The 20,266-nt window shown below is 66.3% G+C and carries 13 protein-coding genes; 8 read left to right on the forward strand and 5 right to left on the reverse strand.

Annotation, left to right across the window (positions count from 1 at the left end; all coding sequences use genetic code 11):
* The gene (locus AC1RJW_RS04050; RefSeq protein ID WP_493043635.1) at positions 1 to 1,038 is read left to right on the forward strand and encodes an OmpA family protein; all 1,038 of its coding nucleotides are present in this window, start codon (positions 1 to 3) and stop codon (positions 1,036 to 1,038) included.
* Here AC1RJW_RS04050 and AC1RJW_RS04055 read toward each other — a convergent pair.
* Positions 1,035 to 1,937 (reverse strand): alpha/beta fold hydrolase, encoded by a 903-nt coding sequence (locus AC1RJW_RS04055; protein WP_493043637.1) that lies wholly within the window; start codon positions 1,935 to 1,937, stop codon positions 1,035 to 1,037. The two genes, AC1RJW_RS04050 and AC1RJW_RS04055, sit on opposite strands and share 4 nt — an antisense overlap.
* Before the next feature lie 111 nt (positions 1,938 to 2,048).
* Between AC1RJW_RS04055 and AC1RJW_RS04060 the strand changes: the two genes are divergently transcribed.
* Entirely contained in the window at positions 2,049 to 2,927 is an 879-nt protein-coding gene (locus tag AC1RJW_RS04060; protein ID WP_493043639.1) for a LysR substrate-binding domain-containing protein, read from the forward strand.
* Positions 2,928 to 3,429: 502 nt separating this feature from the next.
* On the opposite strand, the gene AC1RJW_RS04065 is transcribed toward AC1RJW_RS04060, so the two are convergent.
* A complete protein-coding gene (locus tag AC1RJW_RS04065; protein WP_493043641.1) occupies positions 3,430 to 6,123 on the reverse strand; it encodes a M1 family metallopeptidase in 2,694 nt (897 codons plus the stop codon).
* A 254-nt stretch (positions 6,124 to 6,377) separates the two neighbouring features.
* On the opposite strand from AC1RJW_RS04065, the gene AC1RJW_RS04070 reads away from it, so the two are divergent.
* Positions 6,378 to 7,001 (forward strand): glutathione S-transferase family protein, encoded by a 624-nt coding sequence (locus AC1RJW_RS04070; protein ID WP_493043643.1) that lies wholly within the window; start codon positions 6,378 to 6,380, stop codon positions 6,999 to 7,001.
* Between the two features lie 130 nt (positions 7,002 to 7,131).
* On the opposite strand, the gene AC1RJW_RS04075 is transcribed toward AC1RJW_RS04070, so the two are convergent.
* From AC1RJW_RS04075 to AC1RJW_RS04085, 3 genes are all read right to left on the reverse strand, one after another.
* Positions 7,132 to 9,237: a prolyl oligopeptidase family serine peptidase gene (locus AC1RJW_RS04075; RefSeq protein WP_493043645.1), complete on the reverse strand. Its 2,106-nt coding sequence runs from the start codon at positions 9,235 to 9,237 to the stop codon at positions 7,132 to 7,134.
* Between the two features lie 204 nt (positions 9,238 to 9,441).
* Positions 9,442 to 9,870 (reverse strand): RcnB family protein, encoded by a 429-nt coding sequence (locus AC1RJW_RS04080; protein WP_493043647.1) that lies wholly within the window; start codon positions 9,868 to 9,870, stop codon positions 9,442 to 9,444.
* 129 nt (positions 9,871 to 9,999) lie between these two features.
* Complete coding sequence (locus AC1RJW_RS04085) at positions 10,000 to 11,721, reverse strand: CehA/McbA family metallohydrolase (protein ID WP_493043649.1); 1,722 nt, start codon at positions 11,719 to 11,721, stop codon at positions 10,000 to 10,002.
* Positions 11,722 to 12,058: 337 nt separating this feature from the next.
* Here AC1RJW_RS04085 and AC1RJW_RS04090 point away from each other — a divergent pair, with 337 nt between their 5' ends.
* Genes AC1RJW_RS04090 through AC1RJW_RS04110 form a run of 5 tightly spaced genes read left to right on the forward strand, consistent with a single transcriptional unit; the run spans position 12,059 to position 20,207 of the window.
* Positions 12,059 to 13,351, forward strand: a complete 1,293-nt coding sequence (locus AC1RJW_RS04090) for an MFS transporter (protein ID WP_493043651.1) — start codon at positions 12,059 to 12,061, stop codon at positions 13,349 to 13,351.
* 10 nt (positions 13,352 to 13,361) lie between these two features.
* Entirely contained in the window at positions 13,362 to 15,926 is a 2,565-nt protein-coding gene (gene nirB / locus AC1RJW_RS04095) for a nitrite reductase large subunit NirB (RefSeq protein ID WP_493043653.1), read from the forward strand.
* Positions 15,927 to 15,929: 3 nt separating this feature from the next.
* Positions 15,930 to 16,292, forward strand: a complete 363-nt coding sequence (gene nirD / locus AC1RJW_RS04100; RefSeq protein ID WP_493043654.1) for a nitrite reductase small subunit NirD — start codon at positions 15,930 to 15,932, stop codon at positions 16,290 to 16,292.
* Entirely contained in the window at positions 16,289 to 17,515 is a 1,227-nt protein-coding gene (locus AC1RJW_RS04105) for an NAD(P)/FAD-dependent oxidoreductase (RefSeq protein ID WP_493043655.1), read from the forward strand. The genes nirD and AC1RJW_RS04105 overlap by 4 nt, the downstream gene beginning before the upstream one ends.
* 22 nt (positions 17,516 to 17,537) lie before the next feature.
* Positions 17,538 to 20,207 carry a molybdopterin-dependent oxidoreductase gene (locus tag AC1RJW_RS04110; RefSeq protein ID WP_493043656.1) on the forward strand — a complete coding sequence of 890 codons (2,670 nt, stop codon included), beginning with the start codon at positions 17,538 to 17,540 and terminating at the stop codon, positions 20,205 to 20,207.
* The last annotated feature ends 59 nt before the right edge of the window (positions 20,208 to 20,266 follow it).

The following is a 20,266-nucleotide window of genomic DNA, read 5'->3' on the forward strand; positions in this document are numbered from 1 at the left end:
ATGATGACACTCCTGCCGCTGGCCAGCCTGCTGGCCATGGGCCTGGCCCAGGCGGCCACGCCGACCCTGCCAACGGCGCCGCTGGCCATGCCCCAGCTGCGCATCAGCGACCAGGCCGTTTCCGCCGACCAGCAAGCCTACCGCCTGCTGCAGGAACGCATCAAGAAGCTCAACGACGGCGGCGTGCGCGTGGGCGATTACTATTTGTCCAAGGCGCAATGCTGGCTCGACGTGTCCTTCCACGAGTACACGCGCAACGACCGCTCGGCCTTTCCCCTGCAAGCCTTGCAGGAATCGGCGAAGATCGTTGCCGCGCTGGAAGACGGCAGCACGCCCAATCCCGGCGACGCCACGCCGCTGGTGAACGACGCCACGCGCCTGCGCGACGATCTATGGGCCAGCTTTGGCAAACTGCGCGCATCGCCCGGTTTCGCCTGCGCGGCGCAAAAGGTGGCGTGCGGCGAAGTGGAACTGGTGCATGCGGGCAACGAATACAAGCAGCTGGGCTGGCGTCACGCGAACCCGTACGTGCAGCTGGCCGAGGATGCGCAGGCGGCGGCCCAGTCCGCTGCAGCATCTTGTCCGGCCGACCAGCCGAAGCGGGAACCGCCGCCGGACATTCCGCCGCCGCGCATCGAGCACGAACGCATCACGCTCGACATGGACGCCTTGTTCCGCTTCGACAAGGCCGGTCCGGCCGACGTGCTGCCGCAGGGCCTCGACAGGATCCGCGAACTGGCGGCGCGCCTGAAGCAGGGCTATGTGCAGATCGATACGCTGTCCGTGACGGGCCACACGGACCGGCTTGGCAGTGACAGCTACAACCAGGCCCTGTCCGAGAAGCGCGCGCTGACGGTGAAACAGTTGTTGCGCGAGCAAGGCATCGCCAACGTCATCAACGCGTATGGCAAGGGCAAGGCCGAGCCCGTCGCCGCCTGCGACAAGGTGGCGCCGCGCGCGGCCCTGATTGCCTGTTTGCAGCCGAACCGCCGCGTGGAGATCGAGTTGACGGGCATCAAGCGCGTGGGCAAGGATTAGAGCGATTCTATCTGTCCGTCGACAAACAGCAGGATGGCGCCAGCCACGGCCTGCGGCGCCTCGCGCTGCGGGAAGTGGCCGATGCCTTCGAGCAGCACGCGCTGGTAGGCGCCGCTGAAATGGCGTTCGCGCCCGGCCGAGCTGTCCGGGTGGTTGCAGGTGTCGGCCGCGCCGTGCAGCACCAGGGTGGGAAGGTGCAGCACGGGCGCCGGATGCAGCAGCGCTTCGTCGGTCGCGTACGCGGGGTCGCCCTCGGCAAACGCCCAGCGGTGACGGTAGGAATGCAGCACCACTTCGGCCCAGTCGGGACCGTCGAAAGCGCGGCTGGCCTGCGCGAAATCGGCTTCGCCATACCAGCCGGCGGGCGACCAGCTGTCCCACATCATGCGGGCAAACGCGTGCCGGTCATGCTCGACGGCATGCTGGCCCCGCGGCGTGGCCATGAACCAGTGGTACCAGTAGTTGCGCGCCTGCTGGTAAGACAGTTCCTGCCGCGGGTCATTCGTGCCATAGCCGACCGACAGCATGACGAGGCCGGACGCCGCATCGTGGCGCAAGCCGCAGGCATTGGCGACGGCGCGCGCGCCCCAGTCGTGGCCGACCAGCAAGGGCCGGTCCAGTTGCATCGCATCGATAAAGTCGAGCAAGTCGCGTCCCAGCGCGGCCAGCTGGCCGCTGCGCGGCGTGTCCGCATGGCGAAAGCGCGTGGGCGCGAAGCCGCGCAGGGCAGGCGCCAGCACGCGGTAGCCAGCGGCGGCCAGCGCTGCCGCCGTGCCGGCCCAGCTTTCCGGGCTGTCGGGCCAGCCGTGCACCAGCACGGCGCAGCGGCTGCCGGCGGCGTTCCATTCCAGGTAGGCCACGTCCAGCAGCGGGGTGGCGATGTAGTGATAGTCTTGCATGGCATTCCTGACGAAGGTGAGGGGAGAACGTCATGGTAGCGCCGGCAATGCATTTGATTCGTGAGGAATTCATCGATATTATGAGCATATCTTGATGAATTGGAGCGTACCATGCACGCCTTGCCGGCAATGACCCTGGACATCGTCCTCCTGCGCAGCCTGCTGGAAGTGGTCGATACGGGCGGCTTCGCGCTGGCCGCGCAAAACCTGGCGCTGACGCCGTCGGCTGTCAGCGGGCATATCAAGCGCCTGGAACACAGCGCCGGCAAACAGTTGCTGGCGCGCACGACGCGCAGCCTGGAGCTGACGGCGGCCGGCGAACTGCTGTACATGTATGCGCGCAATATCGTCGACCTGGAACGCGAGGCGCGGGCCAGGCTCAGCGGTGCATCGGTGCAGGGGCGGCTGGTCCTCGGCGCGTCGGAAGACTTCGCGGGCACGTGGCTGCCGCAAGTGCTGCAGACGTTCCAGCGCTGGCATCCGCAAGCGTCGATCGAATTGAAGGTGGGCATCACGGCCGACCTGCTGCGGCGCCAGGCGCACGAACAGATCGATGTCATTTTCGGCAAGCAATGCAGCCGCACGGAAGGGGCCGGCGAATTGCTGTGGGCTGAGCCGCTGGTCTGGGCGTATGCGGCCGGCCGTCTGCCCGATGCGCAACTGCCCGTGCCGCTGGCGCTGTTTCCCGCGCCGTGCGTGTACCGCGAAGCGGCGCTGGCCGCCTTGGCGCAGGCGGGCCGCGCCTGGCGGCTGGCGTTTGACAGCGGCAGCATGGCCGGCTGCGTGGCGGCGGCGCTGGCCGGCTTTGCCGTGACGCCCGTGGCGCGCAGCCAGCTGCGCGACGGCTTGCGTATCCTGGGAGCGGAAGAGGGCTTGCCGCCATTACCCGATGCCCGTTTTTACGCCTTTCCACGCAACAATACGCCGGCCGTGCTGGCGCTGGTGGACGCCGTGCGCGGCGCGGGACAGCGGCAGCAGTTTCGCGCGTGATGCCGTCGGCGCTGGAAAATGCCGATGAAAGCGTGAAAGTTTAGCCTGCGTCATAAGGCGGTCATATGCCGCTGTTATGATGCTTTCGTTGGCACACAGCATGCATTGCGCAGATCACTACGCTCCGGGAGCGATAGGATGCAGGCATGACTCAACAGCTTAGCCGGTGAGCTCAACCATCGGCACCAGACATGTAAAACTTGTTTTATTGCAATATCCGCAGGGCGGGGCAGGGGAAATGCAGGAATCGGCCGGGGATTTAATGAAGTCCTAAGCCTGTCTCAGTGCAGGGCTGGCATAGTGGATACATGGCGCACGGAAACCCCGGGCGCAAGGTTGCCGGACACCTCAATGACCGGCACGATTTCCACTTTTTCATGTGTTTTCCGTTTTATCCCTGCGCTCTGAAACAGCGTTTCAACCGGCTACCGCACTTTGCGAAGCCGGTTTTTTTTGCCTGCGTTTTCATCAGCTCCCGGCGCCGCGGCGCCGGGAAAGCCAATCAGCCCGCCTGTTTCGCCAGCCATGCATCGACGGCCGGCAGCCGCTCGGCGCGCAGCTTGATGCGGTACTTGATGCCGGCCACGGAGCTGTCGGCGTCGCCGCGCGCGCCGGCCGGCAGGTGCGCCTGCGCGTACGCTTCCAGCTTGGCGATCATGTCCGGCTGCGCCGACGCGGCCGCCAGGCGCGGGAAGTAACGGCTGCGCGAGCTGGCGTCGATGCGCGCATTGACTTGCTCCAGGTGCGCCAGCGCGAAGTCGAAGGCCAGTTCCGGATGCGTGCGCGATACGCGCGAGATCATGGCCGGGCTGTTCGTCACGCCCGGTTCATCCGTCAGCGCCAGCGCCAGCGCGCGCTGCGCCAGCGCGGGATCGTCGCTCGAGGCCAGCAGGTCGTACAGCTGGTTCTTCACCAGCGGCGTCTTTTCCTGCTGCGCCCTGGCGTGCAGCTGCTCCCACGTGGCGGCGTCCGCATGCTGCGCCACCACGCCCAGGATGGTGCGGCGCAGCGGCGCGGGCATGGCGGCGGGGTCTTGCTCGCTGGCCGCATGGCGGCGGCGCGCCTCGGCCAGCACGCCCGGCTCGCCCATGTCGCCGAGGATGGCGATCAGCTGGCCGCGCAGGGTCGCCACGCTCGAGGCTTCGCCCGCGCGCGCTTCCCAGCCCGTCTGCGCCATCATCGGCGCCAGGCGCGCCATGGCAAAGCGGCCGAAGGCCTGCTGGCGCGCGGGGGCGCCGGCGTACTGCTCATACAGGCCGTTCAGCGAGGCGGCCACCTTGCCCAGCACCTGCGGATCGGCCGACAGGGGCGTCGCTTTCACCAGTTCCAGGAAATCGCCCAGGTTTTGCGCGCCCGCCAGGCCCAGCGACTGGCTGTCCGCCAGCAAGCCCAATTGGTCGATCGGCGCCAGGCGCGCGAAGCTGCGCGCCAGCGCGCGCGTGTTGGAAGGCGCGTACACGGTGCGGTAGTAGCCGCTCTGGCCCGCGTTCACCAGCAGGGCGCCGCAGCCGGGCACGTTCAGGGTCGCCTTGCCATTCCTGACCAGCACCGTGGCCAGCTTGCCGTTGCCGACCGTCGAGGCGATCACGGGCACTTTCCACGACAGCGGTTTCTTGTTCGGCTGGTCCTTGGAAAATTCCGTCTGCGTCAGGCGCACGCGCGTATTGCCGCTCCTGCACACGGCCTCGCCCACGGTGATCATCGGCACGCCCGGCTGCAAGGTGAAATCATGGGCGATGGCGCTGACAGGCTTGCCGGCGGCCGCATCGACTTCGCGCCACAGGTCGTCCGACACCGTATTGCCATACGCATGCTTGCGCATGTAGCTGCGCACGGCCGTGCGCCAGGTGTCGGCGCCCACGTACGCTTCGAGCATGCGGATCACCGCTTCGCCCTTTTGATAGGTGATGCCGTCGAAAGCCTGGCTGGCCTGCTCCACGGTGGCGATGCGCTGCACCACCGGGTGCGTGGTGCGCAGCGCGTCCTGGCTCATGGCCGACTCGCGCCCGCCCACGTTGGACAGGGCCGTGTTCCACTCGGGGTGCAGACGCTCCGTGGTACGGCTTTCCATCCACGACGCAAAACCTTCGTTGAGCCACAGGTCGTCCCACCAGCGCATGGTGACCAGGTCGCCGAACCACTGGTGCGCCATTTCATGCGACAGGGTGGTGTAGATGTTTTCCTTGTCGGCCTGGGTCGAGATGGCCGGGTCGAGCAGCAGGCCGTATTCGAAGGTGAAGACGGCGCCCCAGTTTTCCATGGCGCCGAAGAACTGGCTGCGGCCCGGCGCGGCGATGTTGTCGAGCTTGGGCAGCGGATAGCGCACGCCGAAATAATCGTTGTATTCGCGCAGCAGGGCGCTTGACTCGTCGAGCGCGAAGCGGCTTTGCGCCAGCGCGCCTTTCTTGGTGATGACGCCGATCTCCGTGCCGTCGGCCATCGTTGTCGCCCGCTCGAAGTCGCCCAGGCCGAAGAACAGCAGATACGTCGACATGCGCGGCGTGGTGGCGAAGTACACGTGCTTCATGCCATTGCCCAGTTCCTCGCTGCTGATGATCGGCATGTTGCCGACGGCCATCTGGCCGCTCGGCACGACCACGTTGAGATCGAAGGTGGCCTTGTAGTCCGGTTCATCCCACGACGGCAGCATGCTGCGCGCATCGGAATTTTCGAATTGCGTGTACAGCGCGCGCTGGCGGCCCTGCGGCGTGTCGTAGTCGAGCGAGAACAGGCCCGTGGCCTGCGTGCCGATCTTGCCGCTGTAATCGATGCGCAGCAGGTACTCGCCCCTGGCCACGGGCTCGGCAAAGTGCACGGTGGCCGTCTGCTTGTCCGCATCGAACTCGATCTTGCGCGTCACCTGCTTGCTGCCGCCCTTGCCTTCGATGGCGGCGGCCGCAAACGCCAGGTTCAAGGCATTGAAGGTGATGCTGGCGGTCGGCGCGTCGACGGCCACCTTGATGGCCACCTCGCCCTTGAAGGTAGAGGCGGCGGCGTCCGGCGTGATCGACACGATATAGTGCAGGGGAGTGACGCCGCGCGGCAGCTGCGTGGTGGTGCCGGGCGCATGGCTGGCCGAGACGTACCTGGCGGCGGGAGCGGCGTTGTCCGCATGGGCTGCGGTGAGGGAAGCCAGTGCCAGGACGGCGGCGGCCAGTTGGCTGCGCCGGAAGCGCGGAGTCGGTGTGCGATGCATGGTATGCCCTTGGTTCATGGATAAAACGCCCGCCAGCCGGATAGGCTGCGGGCGTCGATGACGTGTGGGGGACATCGCTGGAACTGGCGGCCAGCGTTCCCGTACAGCAATCTAAGGCGAAACGGGGGCAAAGTCAACGCGCCACAGGCGCCGCACCATGCCGGTGCGCTGGTATGATGGACGCCTGACCGTACTGCCACAGGCCATTCCCGCAGCGGATTGGCTGCCACCATAACGAGACGAGACCCAAGCACATGAAACTGACTATCAGCCCCCGCACGCCCAATCCGCGTCGCGTCACCATGTTCATCGCCGAGAAGGGCATCACCGGCATCGAGGAAGTGGCGCTCGACCTGATGGCGGGCCAGCACCGCGATCCCGCCTTCCTGGCGAAAAACCCGCTGGGACGCGTGCCCGTGCTGGAACTGGACGACGGGCGCGTGCTGACCGAGACGCGCGCCATCTGCACCTACCTGGAAGGCTTGCAGCCGCAGCCGAACCTGATGGGCGAGGGATTCGAGGAACGCGCCTTTATTGAAATGGCCGACCGCCGCGTGGAACTGCACCTGTTCAGCGCCGCCGCCAACTGGGTACGCCATGGCCATCCGGCCCTGGTGGCGCTGGAAAACCCGCAGTTTCCCGATTTCGCTGCGGCGCAGGCGGGCAAGCTGCGCGAGACGGCGCAATGGCTGGACCAGGTGCTGGCCCAGCAGCCCTACATCGCCGGCGAACGCTTTACGATTGCCGACATCACGGCCTTTTGCGCGCTGGAATTTGCGCGCGGCCTGATGAAGTACCGTCCCGGCGCGGAAGGATTGCAGAATTTGCAAGCCTACCGCGACCGTATCGCCGAGCGCCCCAGCGCGCAGGCGAAGTAGGCCATGCGTGCGGGCCGCTTCAACGATGTTGTCGGCTTACGCCCGTTGGGCTAAGCCGACCTACGCCGGCCTACGTCTACCGACAGCCCGGTAGGTCGGATTAGCGGAACGCGTAATCCGACATCACCACTTACTTCAGCTGCTCGTGCAGGAAGGTATAGGTCAGCGCCCACATCAGCGCCTGCTGGTCGTTGTTGGCGGCGCCCGCGTGGCCGCCTTCCGTGTTTTCCCAGTACAGCACATCGTGGCCTTGCTCTTCCATCTTCGCCACCATCTTGCGCGCATGGCCAGGGTGGACCCGGTCGTCGCGCGTCGAAGTGGTAAACAGCACGCGCGGATATTGCTTGTCCTTGAAGACGTTCTGGTACGGCGAGTACTTGCTGATGTAAGCCCATTGTTCCGGCACGTCCGGGTCGCCGTATTCTCCCATCCACGAGGCGCCGGCCAGCATCTTGTTATAGCGGCGCATGTCGAGCAGCGGCACCTGGCTGACGACGGCGTTGAACAGGTCGGGACGCTGCACCAGCACGGCGCCCGTCAGCAGGCCGCCATTGCTGCCGCCCATGATGCCCAGGTGGCGCGGACTGGTGATCTTGCGCTTGATCAAATCCTGCGCCACCGAGATGAAATCGTCATACGCGCGCTGGCGGTTTTCCTTCAGCGCCGCCTGGTGCCAGCGGGGACCGAATTCGCCGCCGCCGCGGATATTCGCCAGCACATACACGCCGCCCTTTTCCAGCCAGGCCACGCCCGTGGTGCCGCTGTAGCTCGGTTTCAGCGACACTTCGAAGCCGCCATAGCCATACAGCACGGTGGGGTTGCGGCCGTCGAATTTCGTCTTCTTGCCCATGATGGCGAAGTAGGGCACCCTGGTGCCGTCCTTCGACGTCGACTCGAACTGCTCCACCTTGTACGGCGCGGAGTCGAAGAAGGCGGGCAGCGACTTGATTTTCGTGCGCTTGTCGCTCTGCGCCGTGCCCAGGTACAGGGTGGTCGGATTGAGGAAGTCCGTTACCGTCAGGAAATACTGATCCGAGTCGACGGAGTCGAGCGCGCTGACGGCCAGGGTGCCCAGCTTCGGCGCATCGACGGCGCGGCGCTGCCACTTGCCGTTCACGTGGCGCAGTTCCGTCAGGCGGTTCTTCACTTTGTCCAGGGTGGTCACGAGGATGGCCGACTTCGTCGCCGTGACATTGTCCAGCGACGACGTGGCCGTGGGCGCGTACAGCACTTCCAGCGCCTGCCCGCCCTGCATGAAGGCCTTGAAATCCGTGGCCAGCAGCGAGCCTTGCAGGTAGGTCTTGCCGTTGACTTTCCAGTCCGAGCGCAGGGTGATGATCAATTGATCGCGCACGGTGAAGGCCGTCGCGTCGTCCGGCTTCGGCACTTTTTTCAGATCCGCACCGTCGCGCAAGAAGGTTTCGCCGCTGTAGAAATCGATTTGCCGCTCGATGAACTGGTGTTCGTGGCCGGGCGTGAAGTCCTTGTAGGCGCCCGCGCTCAGGTCGTCGGGCCTGGCTTCATACAAGGTGTGCGCCTGTGCCAGCGGCGTGCCGCGCTGCCACTCTTTGATGATGCGCGGGTAGCCGGAGCTGGTCATCGAGCCGGGGCCGAAATCGGTGGAGACGAACAGGGTATCCTGGTCGATCCAGCTGGCGCTGCCCTTCGCTTCGGGCAGGCTGAAGCCGCCGTCGACGAAGGCGCGCCTGGCCACGTCGTATTCGCGCACCACCTTGGCGTCGCCGCCGCCGCGCGACAGGGAAATGAGGCAACGTTCGCCTTTCGGATACAGGCAGGAGGCGCCGCCCCAGACCCAGTTTTCGTTCTCGCCGGCGGCCAGCTGGTCGAGATCGATCACGGTTTCCCACGTCGGTTCCGCCAACTGGTACTGTGCCAGGGTGGTGCGGCGCCAGATGCCGCGCACGTGCTGGGCGTCGCGCCAGAAATTGTAGTAATACTCGCCTTCCTTGCTGACGGAGGGAATGCGTTCCTTGGAATTGAGGATGGTTTTCAGGCGCGCCTGCAGGGCGGGGAAGCCGGGCCGGGCTTCCAGTTCCTTGGTGGCGACGGCGTTGTGCTGCTTGACCCAGGCCAGCGGCTTGTCGCCGAGGACGTCTTCCAGCCACAGGTGGGGATCGGTATTGGCGGCGGCAGGGGCGGGGGCTTGCGCATGAGCAATGCCCGCTGCGGCCAGGCCGAGCAGCATGCTGCCGGCGAAGGTGCGATATGACGACATATAGGGTTCCTGGTTGGTCCGATGGAGGCCGCGTTGCAGGCAAAACGGCGTGCTCATGGTGCCATGGATTGCTTTGAGGAACCAGTGTGACGTAGATATTAGTGTAGCTTTGGCATGTATTTCCTATAATGTTCGCTGCTGGATCGCCAGGCCGTATTTTCTGCGGCGCTGGCGGGCGTCAAGAGCGGCTATTACATGCCGCGCTTAATTGCCGAGGATGATTTGCGCGATCACGCCCGTGGCCACGGCCATCAGCACATAGTCGCCGTCGACCTGTACCCACTGGTGGCCGCGCGGCGGGGCGCTGAGGTGGCGGCCGCGCCAGTCGCTGACGACATGCTGCTTGCTGCGGTACTGGGCCGGCAGGCGGTTGCCCTTGTACAGGTCATGCCGTGGGCCGACGCCGCGATTGCCGGCATGCTTGGCGCCATTGTTCTGGTGCCCGTTGGCATGCCCGCGGCCGTTGTCGCCACGCTGGCCGCCGTTGTCCATGTGGTCGCGCGCGGCATCGCCGCGTTGCTCTTGCCGTTGCGGTCCGTGGTCATTCTGGTCATGGCGATCCTGGGCCGATACCGACGCGCTGCCTGCTGCCAGGGCCGCGATCAGTGCGGATACGACGATTTGCTTGTTCATCAGAGACTCCTCTTTCAGTATGGGCCGACACGAATGGCCTGACCATTACTGATAAGAACATGCTTATCGCCTTTCCGTCAGTTCGCTGGCGTACGGATGGGCCCGGATTGCCGGCACGGCGCCATGCGCTCAGGATTCCGGACCCTGCATCACCCACACGGGCGCCGACCAGACGATGTTGCCGTCGTCCTGCGTCAGCCGCGCGTAATAGAAATGGGGGCCGGGCGCCGGCGTGACGGTGACCTCGGCCTGGTCCGATACTTGCGTGACGGAACCGTTGCCGCCCGGCACGCCGTGGACGATGGCGATGGCGGCAGCTTGCTGCCCAGCGCTGTTGCTGAAGCTGGTGGCCAGGTGCAGCGGCCCGCGATTCTCGAAACGCTCGCCCATCAGCTTGCCATTTGCCGTGAACAGCAGCTGCGCGTGCTTGTCCATGGTGGCAAACACGCGGCGCGCGCGCAGGGCTTCAAAGAGTTGCTCGCGTGAAAGTGGTGCATTCGCTGCATCGGTGATCACCAGCACGGCCGTGCGGTTGCCGTACGATGCGCCCCAGTTGGCGCAGTGGTTGTCCTGGTTGCTGCTGAAGGCCACGTGGTAGCCGGCTGCCAGGGCCCGGTTGCAGGCGGCTTCGTAGTTGCTGCGCCGCGTTTCCGTTTCCTGGTCGTTGGTGGAAAAGGCGGACGTGTTCATCACTTCGCACAGCACCATGGCCGCGTCGCCGTCCGGCGTGTAGCCGAGCGGCTGGCCATCGACGAGAAACTGGCCCGCGTAGGCGGGGTGGTTGAACTGGCCGATCCAGCCCCGTTCGCGCATCAGCGCGTACAGGGCGGCGTAGTTGCTTTTCGGCGTTTCCACGTCGGCCAGCAACTCGCCCTGGGCATTCCTTTCCCAGCCCAGCAACTGGTCGCTGTTGAAGATGTTCAGGTGGCCGCCCTTGTTGATGACGCCCCATTCCATGCCGTACAGGGCCAGGAAGCCCGGGTGGGCGTTTGTATAGGCGGCCGCTTCGGCCAGCCCTGTCTGGTACAGGGCCTTCGCTTCGGCCGGCACGGCCGCGCTGTTGGTGCCGTCCGAGCCGTCATACATATGGTTGTGCTCGGACGTCAGCAGGGTGTCCAGGCCGTGATCCTGCGCATATTTATAGGCATCGATGGGGCCGAACGGCGCCGTTTGCGGCTCCTGCGCGCCGTGGCAGGCGTCGAGCGGGGCGCCGCCGTCGCTGTGGCGCGTTTGGCTGTGCAGGTTGGCGTAGACGATGCGGTAGCCGGGCTGGCCTTCCAGGCTGGGCAGCTGCTGCAGGCCAGCCTGGAAGGCGGGCACCCTGGGCGCCGTGCTGGCGCCCCGCTGTACCTGGATTTGCCATTGCTGCTCCACCTGCGCCTCTTGCGGCGTGCCGGCATCGGCCACGGCCAGCAGGCGCAGTTGGTACAAGCCGTGCGGCGCCAGCATGCGCCGTTCGCGCGCATCGGCGTCGGCGCGGCCATCCCAGGGCAAGTTCACGCTCTTGCCGCCCGCATCGACCTGTTCCGTGCCCGACCAGCGCCGCAGCACGGCGCCTTGCGGGCCGGGGCCGGACAAGGTCAAGGTCCAGTGCACGGCATGCGCGCGCCCTTCGTCCGGATAGGCGAGCCGCACGACAAATGTGCGCGCCTGCGTGACCCGCTCGCCGCGCGCGGCGTGGAACGGCGCGAAGACGGTCGCGTCCAGTTCGCTGTGCTCTCTCGGCGCAGGGGAGCGATCTTGCGCTGCGGCAGTGTTACTCCAGGCGATCAGGAGCGCACCCACGCAGACGCATGCCAGCGCGCGCGCCATGCCGCGCCGCCGCTGCCATTGCTGCAGTTGCCCGAGCATGCCGGCCTCCGCTTCATGAACTCAATAATAATTAGACAATCATTGCCACGTTCGAGTTCCTTGGCGCACCAAGAAGAGGCGTGGCTGCACTGCCAGGTGCCATGATCTGGCGCAAAGTCCGTACAAATAGGATGGCTGCCCCCTGAGGCGGGCCTGGCACGGCGCTTGCTAAACAGGAGATACGGATCAACGGCGATCCCCTGAATAAACGCACAACGGTCCAACGACGGACCACCTGGACAACGGCGTCCGCTCTGGCTGATTTTTTTCATCGGCGGGGGCGGGCGCCGTTTTTGTTTGCATCTTTGTTATTTTCGGGATACTTCGGGAACCTATCATGGCCAGCCAAAAAGCAACGCGCATCGCGCTCTTCTCCCTCGCCACGCCGCCCATGCGCGCATTCCACCTGACGTGGATGGCATTTTTCGTGTGTTTCTTCGCCTGGTTCGCCTGCGCGCCCTTGATGCCGGTCATCAAGGGCGAGTTCGGCCTTTCCCTGGCGCAAGTGGCGAACATCAATATCGCCGCCGTCGCCATCACCATCCTCGTGCGCCTGATCGTCGGGCCCTTGTGCGACCGCTACGGCCCCCGCAAGACGTACACGGGCTTGCTGCTGCTGGGCGCCATCCCCGTGCTGGGCGTGGCCGCGTCGCAAAGCTATGAAAGCTTTCTGTTCTTCCGCCTGGGCATCGGCGCCGTGGGCGCCAGCTTTGTCATTACGCAATATCACACGTCCGTGATGTTCGCGCCCCGCGTCGTGGGCACGGCGAATGCGGCTGCCGCCGGCTGGGGCAATGCGGGCGGCGGCGCGGCGCAGGCGCTGATGCCGCTGCTGCTCGGCGCCGTGCTGATGCTGGGCGTGTCCGAATCGCTGGGCTGGCGCATCGCCCTGCTGGTGCCGGGCGTGCTGATGCTGGTCATGGCCGCGCTGTACTGGCGCTATACGCAGGATTGCCCGGAAGGCAATTATTCGGACCTGCGCGCCGCCGGCATTGCCGTCGAAGGAAAAAAGGGCGGCTGGGCCAGCTTCAAGGCTGCCAGCAGCAACTACCGCGTGTGGCTGCTGTTCGTCACCTACGGCGCCTGCTTCGGCATCGAAATCTTCATCCACAACATCGCCGCCGTGTACTACGTCGACCATTTCGGCCTGTCCCTGAAATCGGCCGGCCTGGCCGCCGGCAGCTTCGGCTTGCTAGCCCTGTTCGCCCGCGCTCTCGGTGGCTGGCTGTCCGACAAGCTGGCCCTGCGCGGCAACCTGAACAGCCGCGTGACCCTGCTGTTCATGCTGATGATCGGCGAAGGCGTGGGCCTGCTGTGGTTTGCCAAGGTCGACAGCGTCACCTGGGCCGTCATCGCCATGCTGGTCTTCGGCCTGTTCACCCACATGGCGTGCGGCGCCACCTACGCGCTGGTGCCCTTCATCGACAGCCGCGCCCTCGGCGGCGTGGCCGGCATCATCGGCGCGGGCGGCAACGTGGGCGCCGTGGCGGCCGGTTTCCTGATGAAGGGCACGGGCGACATCCGCCAGACCCTGATCATCCTCAGCGCGCTGGTGGTGATCTCGGCCCTGTGCGCCATCGCCGCCCGTTTCACGGGCCTGGCGGCCGAACCGAACATGGCCGCGGCCTGAGGAGAGCGCAATGAACCATCCCCTGAACATCGTCGTCCTGGGCCATGGCATGGTCGGGCATAAATTCCTCGAACGGCTGGCGCTGGACACGGCGCCGCACCTGCACGTCACCGTGCTGTGCGAAGAACCGCGCCCCGCCTACGACCGGGTGCACCTGTCCGAATTTTTCAGCGGCAAGTCGGCGGACGACCTGTCGCTGGTGGCGCCCGGCTTCTTCGACAAGGGCAACGTCGTGTTGAAGCTCAATGCGCGGGCCGTGTCCATCGACCGCGCGGCGAAAACCGTCACGGCCAGCACGGGCGAAGTCTTGATCTACGACAAACTCGTGTTCGCCACCGGTTCGACGCCGTTCGTGCCGCCGCTGCCGGGCAAGGAGAGGGACGGCTGCTTCGTCTACCGCACCATCGAAGACCTGGAAGCCATGCTGGCCTGGGGCGCCAAGTCCCGTACGGGCGTGGTCATCGGCGGCGGGCTGCTGGGCCTCGAATGCGCGAAGGCCTTGCGCGATTTGCAGCTAGACACCCACGTGGTGGAATTCGCGCCGCGCCTGATGGCCGTGCAGGTGGACGAGGGCGGCGCGCGCGTCCTGCGCCGCAAGATCGAGGAACTGGGCGTGACCGTGCACACGCAAAAGAATACGCTGGCCATCCTTGACGGAGAAACGGCCACGCACCGCATGCAGTTCGCCGACGGCAGCCACCTGGAAGCGGACATGATCGTCTTCTCGGCCGGCATCCGCCCGCGCGACGAGCTGGCGCGCGCCTGCGGCCTGGAGGTGGGACCGCGCGGCGGCATCGCCATCGATGACCGCTGCGTCACCTCCGACCCGGACATCTACGCCATCGGCGAATGCGCGTTGTGGGGCGGTCTGGTGTTCGGCCTGGTGGCGCCCGGCTACGAGATGGCGCGCATCGCTGCGCGCCACCTGCTGCAGGAGGAAGAAGGAGGAGCGGGCGAAGCCTCGTTCAAGGGCGCCGACATGAGCACCAAGCTCAAACTGATGGGCGTGGACGTGGCCAGCCTGGGCGACCCGCACGGCAATGCGCCGGGCAGCCGCTCCTACCAGTTCATGGATGAGCGCAAGCAGATCTACAAGAAGATCGTCGTTTCCGATTGCGGCAAATACCTGCTGGGCGGCGTGATGGTGGGCGACGCCAGCGAATACGGCACCCTGCTGCAGATGATGCTGAACAAGATCGAGCTGCCGGCATCGCCGGAATTCCTGATCCTGCCGCAGGCGGACGGCCAGCAAAAGGCTGGACTGGGCGTGGACGCCTTGCCCGAGTCGGCGCAAATCTGCTCGTGCAACGACGTCTCGAAAGGCGCGCTGTGCGCGGCCGTCGCCGATGGCGCCACCACCATCGGTGCCCTCAAGAGCTGCACAAAGGCCGGCACGGCGTGTGGCGGCTGCGTGCCCCTGGTGACGCAGATCATGAAGGCGGAAATGCAGAAGCAGGGCATGATGGTGAACAACCACGTGTGCGAACACTTTGCGTACTCGCGCCAGGAATTGCACCACATGGTCCGCGTGGGCAAGATCCGCAGCTTCGGCGAACTCTTGGGCGCGCATGGTCAGGGCCTGGGCTGCGACGTGTGCAAGCCCGTGGCGGCGAATATCCTGGCGTCTTGCTGGAACGATTTCGTGCTGTCGCCCGTGCACGCCAGCCTGCAGGACAGCAACGATTACTTCCTTGGCAATATCCAGAAGGATGGCACGTATTCCGTCGTGCCCCGCATGCCAGGCGGCGAGGTGACGGCCGATGGCTTGATCGCCGTCGGCATGGTGGCGAAAAAATACGGTCTCTATACGAAGATCACGGGCGGCCAGCGGGTCGACCTGTTCGGCGCCCGCGTCGACCAGTTGCCGGCCATCTGGGAAGAGCTGATCGCGGCCGGCTTCGAATCGGGCCACGCCTACGGAAAATCCTTGCGCACGGTCAAATCCTGCGTCGGCTCCACCTGGTGCCGCTATGGCGTGGCCGACAGCGTGGGCTTCGCCATTCAACTGGAAAACCGCTACAAGGGCTTGCGCACGCCGCACAAGATCAAGTTCGGCGTTTCCGGCTGCACGCGCGAATGTGCCGAGGCGCAGGGCAAGGACATCGGCCTGATCGCCACGGAAAAGGGCTGGAACCTGTACGTGTGCGGCAACGGCGGCATGAAGCCGCGCCACGCGGAATTGCTGGCGTCCGACCTCGATGAAGCGACCCTGGTGCGCTATGTCGACCGCTTCCTGATGTTCTACGTGCGCACGGCCGACCGCCTGCAGCGCACCAGCGTGTGGCGCGACAACCTGGAAGGGGGCCTCGATTACCTCAAGCGCGTCATCCTCGACGACAGCCTGGGCCTGGGTGCCGAACTGGAAGCGGACATGCAGCACGTGGTCGATACCTATGCCTGCGAGTGGAAGGAAGCCGTCACCGACCCCGCCGTGCGCCAGCGCTTCCGCCACTTCGTCAACAGCGAAAAAAACGATGAAAACGTGGTGTTCGTCGAGGAGCGGGGCCAGATCCGGCCCGCCACGCCCCTTGAACGGCGCAGCACCGTGATCCCCATCCTTGCCGTGGAGGCTTGAGCCATGAATGCGATGAATGAATTGAACAGCGCCAGCGCCGACAACTGGACGGCGATCTGCCCTTTGACCGACATCGTGCCCGACACGGGCGTATGCGCGCTGCTGGGGGGCCGCCACGTGGCCGTGTTCCGCGTCGGCGATGCCGCGCCGCGCGTGTACGCCATCGACAATGTCGACCCGAACGCGGGCGCTTCCGTGCTGTCGCGCGGGCTGGTGGGCAGCATCGGCGAACGCGTCGTGGTGGCGTCGCCCATCTACAAGCAGCATTTCGACCTGGCCAGCGGCGAGTGCATCGAAGCGCCCGAGCATTCCGTCGCCGCCTGGCCGGCGCGCGTGTTCGGCGGCATGGTGTGGGTGGCCCTGTGAACAGCGCCGCACGGCCGTCTTTAGTCGTGGTCGGCAACGGCATGGCCGGCATGCGCACGGTCGAGGAACTCTTGACACTCGCGCCGGACCTGTACGACATCACCGTCTTCGGCGCCGAACCGCACGGCAATTACAACCGCATCCTGCTGTCTCCCGTGCTGGCCGGCGAAAAGACGGTGGACGACATCATGCTGCACGCGCGCGACTGGTATGCGCAGCACGGCATCACCCTGCACGCGGGCGACCCCGTGGTGCGCATCGACCGCCAGGCGCGCACCGTGCAGGCGCTGTCGGGCATCGAGGTGCGCTATGACCGCCTGCTGCTGGCCACGGGTTCGACGCCCTTCATCGTGCCCGTGCCGGGCCATGAACTGCCGGGCGTGATCGGTTTTCGCGACATCGACGACGTCGACACCATGCTGCGGGCGGCGCGCCAGCACCGCCACGCGGTCGTCATCGGCGGCGGCTTGCTGGGCCTGGAGGCGGCCAACGGCTTGCAGCGCCAGGGCATGGACGTCACCGTGGTGCACATGAGCGGCGCCCTGATGAACCAGCAGCTCGACGCACCCGCGTCGATGCTGCTGAAATCGGCGCTGGAAGCGCGCGGCCTGCGGTTTTTGATGCAGGCGCAAACGGCGGAAATCCTCGGCACCGACCGCGTGCAGGCAGTCCGCTTTGCCGATGGTACCTCGATCCCCGCCGACCTGGTGGTGATGACGGCCGGCGTGCGCCCGAACATCGCGCTGGCGCAAGCGGCTGGCCTGCACTGCGAACGGGCCATCGTCGTCGACGACTGCCTGCAAAGCTACGACCCGCGCGTGTACGCGGTGGGCGAATGCGTGCAGCACCGGCGCGCCACCTTCGGCCTGGTCGCACCCATCTGGGAGCAGGCGCGCGTGTGCGGCGCGCACCTGGCCGGCGCCGGGCACCGCCGCTACGTGCAGCAAGCCAGCGCCACCAAGTTGAAAGTGACGGGCATCGACCTGTATTCGGCCGGCGACATCATCGGCGGCGAGGGCAGCGAAGACCTGGTGCTGCGCGATCCGCGCCGCGGCGTCTACAAGCGCCTCGTGGTGCAGGGCAGCCGCCTGGCCGGCGCCGTGCTGTATGGCGACGTGCAGGACGGTCCCTGGTATTTCGACCTGATCCAGCAGCGCCGCGACATCAGCCAGCTGCGCGCCCATTTATTGTTTGGCCAGGCGATGTGCGCCCAGGCCGCCTGACAGCGACCAACAGGATACCTCCATGACCACTTGCATGCCCGTGAAAACCACTTGCCCGTATTGCGGCGTCGGCTGCGGCGTGGAAGCGACTCGCCTGCCCGACGGCGCCATCCGCATTGCCGGCGACGTCAGCCATCCGGCCAACCTGGGCAAGCTGTGCGTGAAAGGCTCGGCCCTGGGCGATACCCTGGGCCTGGAAAACCGTCTGCTGCAGCCGCAGGTGCGCGTCGACGGCGTGCTGCAGCGCACGTCCTGGGATATTGCGCTGGATCAAGTCGCCGGCGGCTTGCGCGCCATCATAGCCGAGCACGGTCCGGACGCCGTGGCCCTGTATGTCTCGGGCCAGCTGCTGACGGAAGATTATTATGTGGCCAACAAGTTCATGAAGGGCTACGTGGGCAGCGCGAATATCGACACCAATTCGCGCCTGTGCATGTCGTCGGCCGTGGCCGGCCACAAGCGTGCGTTCGGCGAAGACATCGTGCCCGGCTGCTATGAAGACCTGGAGCTGGCCGACATGGTCGTGCTGGTGGGCTCGAACACGGCCTGGTGCCACCCGATCCTGTTCCAGCGCATCGCCCGCATCCGCGAAACCCGGCCGGAGGTAAAACTGGTGGTGATCGACCCGCGCCGCACGGCCACCTGCGAGCTGGCCGACCTGCACCTGCCCGTGAAACCAGGCACCGACGTGTGGCTATTCAACGGCTTGCTGTGCTACCTGGCGAAGGAGGGCGCGATCGCCGGCGATTTCGTCACGCGCCACAGCCGCGGCCTCGACGAAGCGCTGGCAGCGGCGCATGTGGACTGCGGCGACCCGCTGCAGGTGGCGAAAGTGTGCAAGGTCGACCCGCAAGCCTTGCTGGCGTTTTACCAGGCGTTTGCCGCCACGCGCAAGGTCGTCACGGCCTTTTCGCAGGGCGTGAACCAGTCGTCCTCCGGCACGGACAAGGTCAACAGCATCATCAACTGCCACCTGGCGACGGGGCGCATCGGCCAGCCCGGCATGGGACCGTTTTCGCTCACGGGCCAGCCGAACGCCATGGGCGGGCGCGAAGTAGGGGGCCTGGCCAACATGCTGGCGGCGCATCTCGATCTCGACAACCCGCTGCACCGCGACACCGTGCAAACCTTCTGGGACTCGCCGCGCATGGCGAACAAGCCGGGCCTGAAAGCCGTGGAACTGTTCCACGCGATCGAAGCGGGCAAGGTCAAGGCCGTGTGGATCATCGCCACCAACCCGCTGGTGAGCATGCCGGACGCCGACCAGGTGCGCCGCGCGCTGGCCAGGTGCGCGCTGGTGGTGGTGTCGGATATCAGCGCGCAGTCGGATAGCAACGCGCATGCCGACGTGCTGCTGCCCGCGCTGGGCTGGGGCGAAAAGGATGGCACGGTGACGAACTCGGAGCGCCGCATCTCGCGCCAGCGCGCGTTTCTGCCGGTGCCGGGCGAGGCGCGCGCCGACTGGGACGTGCTGTGCGACGTGGCGCGGCGCATGGGCTACGCGGGTTTCGATTTCGCGTCGCCGCAAGCCATTTTTGCCGAGCATGCACGGCTGTCCGCCTTCCGCAACGGGGCGGAAACGGCGCGGCTGTTCAACCTGGCGGGCCTGGAGAACCTTGATGCGGCGCAATACGACGCCCTGGCGCCGCAGCAATGGCCGCAGGGCCGGGCGCGCCTGTTCGGCGACGGCCGCTTCGCGCATGCGGACGGGCGCGCCCGCTTCGTGCCCACGGCGCCGCGCGCGCCGCGCAACATGCCGGACGAGGATTATCCGCTGATCCTGAACACGGGCCGGGTGCGCGACCAGTGGCATACGATGACGCGCACGGGCAAGGCGGCGAAACTGTCGGGCCATGTCGCCGAAGCGTTCATCGATATCCACCCGCAGGATGCGCTGCTGTACAGCGTGCGCGAGGGCGAACTGGCGCGCGTCTCCAGCGCCTGGGGCGCGATGGTGGCGCGCGTCGTGCACGGCGGCGGCATCGCGCGCGGCCAGGTCTTCGTGCCCATCCACTGGAGCGACGCGAATGCGTCCGACGCGCGCGTGGGCGCCGTCGTCAACCCGGTCGTCGATCCCGTCTCGGGCGAACCGGAATTCAAGCACACGCCCGTGCGCATCGAGCAGTTCCGGGTGCAGTGGCATGCGTTTGTCCTGAGCCGCACGCCCCTGAACCTGGACGGCGTGGCGCACTGGACGCGCATCCAGGGCGAGCAATTCCTGCGCTACGAACTGGCGGGCCGCCAGCGCATCGCCGACCTGGGCGCCTGGGCGCGCGCGCTGCTCGGCGTCACCGACCCGGATGCCGACTGGCTCGATTATGCGGATGCCAGCGCCGGCGTGTACCGCGCCGTGCACCTGGAGGAGGGGCGCATCGCGCAATGCGTGTATGTCTCGCCGCGCCCCGACCTGCCGTCGCGCAGCTGGCTGGCCAGCCTGTTTGCGCATGCGCAGATGGATGCGCTTGATCGCGCCGGCGTACTGCTGGGCCAGCCCATCGGCAAGGGCGTCGACGCGGGGCCTACCGTGTGCTCGTGCTTTGGCGTGGGGCGCAACACCATTTGCGCCGCCATCGTGGAGCAGAAGCTGACGACGGCGGCGCAGGTGACGGCCTGCGTCAAGGCGGGCGGCAATTGCGGCTCCTGCGTGCCGGAGATACGACAGTTGCTGGTCGAAGCGCGCAGCGCGGCCTGATAATCTGTCCTTTCCCGCGCGGCTTTGTTATATTGCCAGCTCTACAAGAAGGGAGGCAA

Source organism: Janthinobacterium sp. GW822-FHT07A03 (assembly GCF_058798815.1).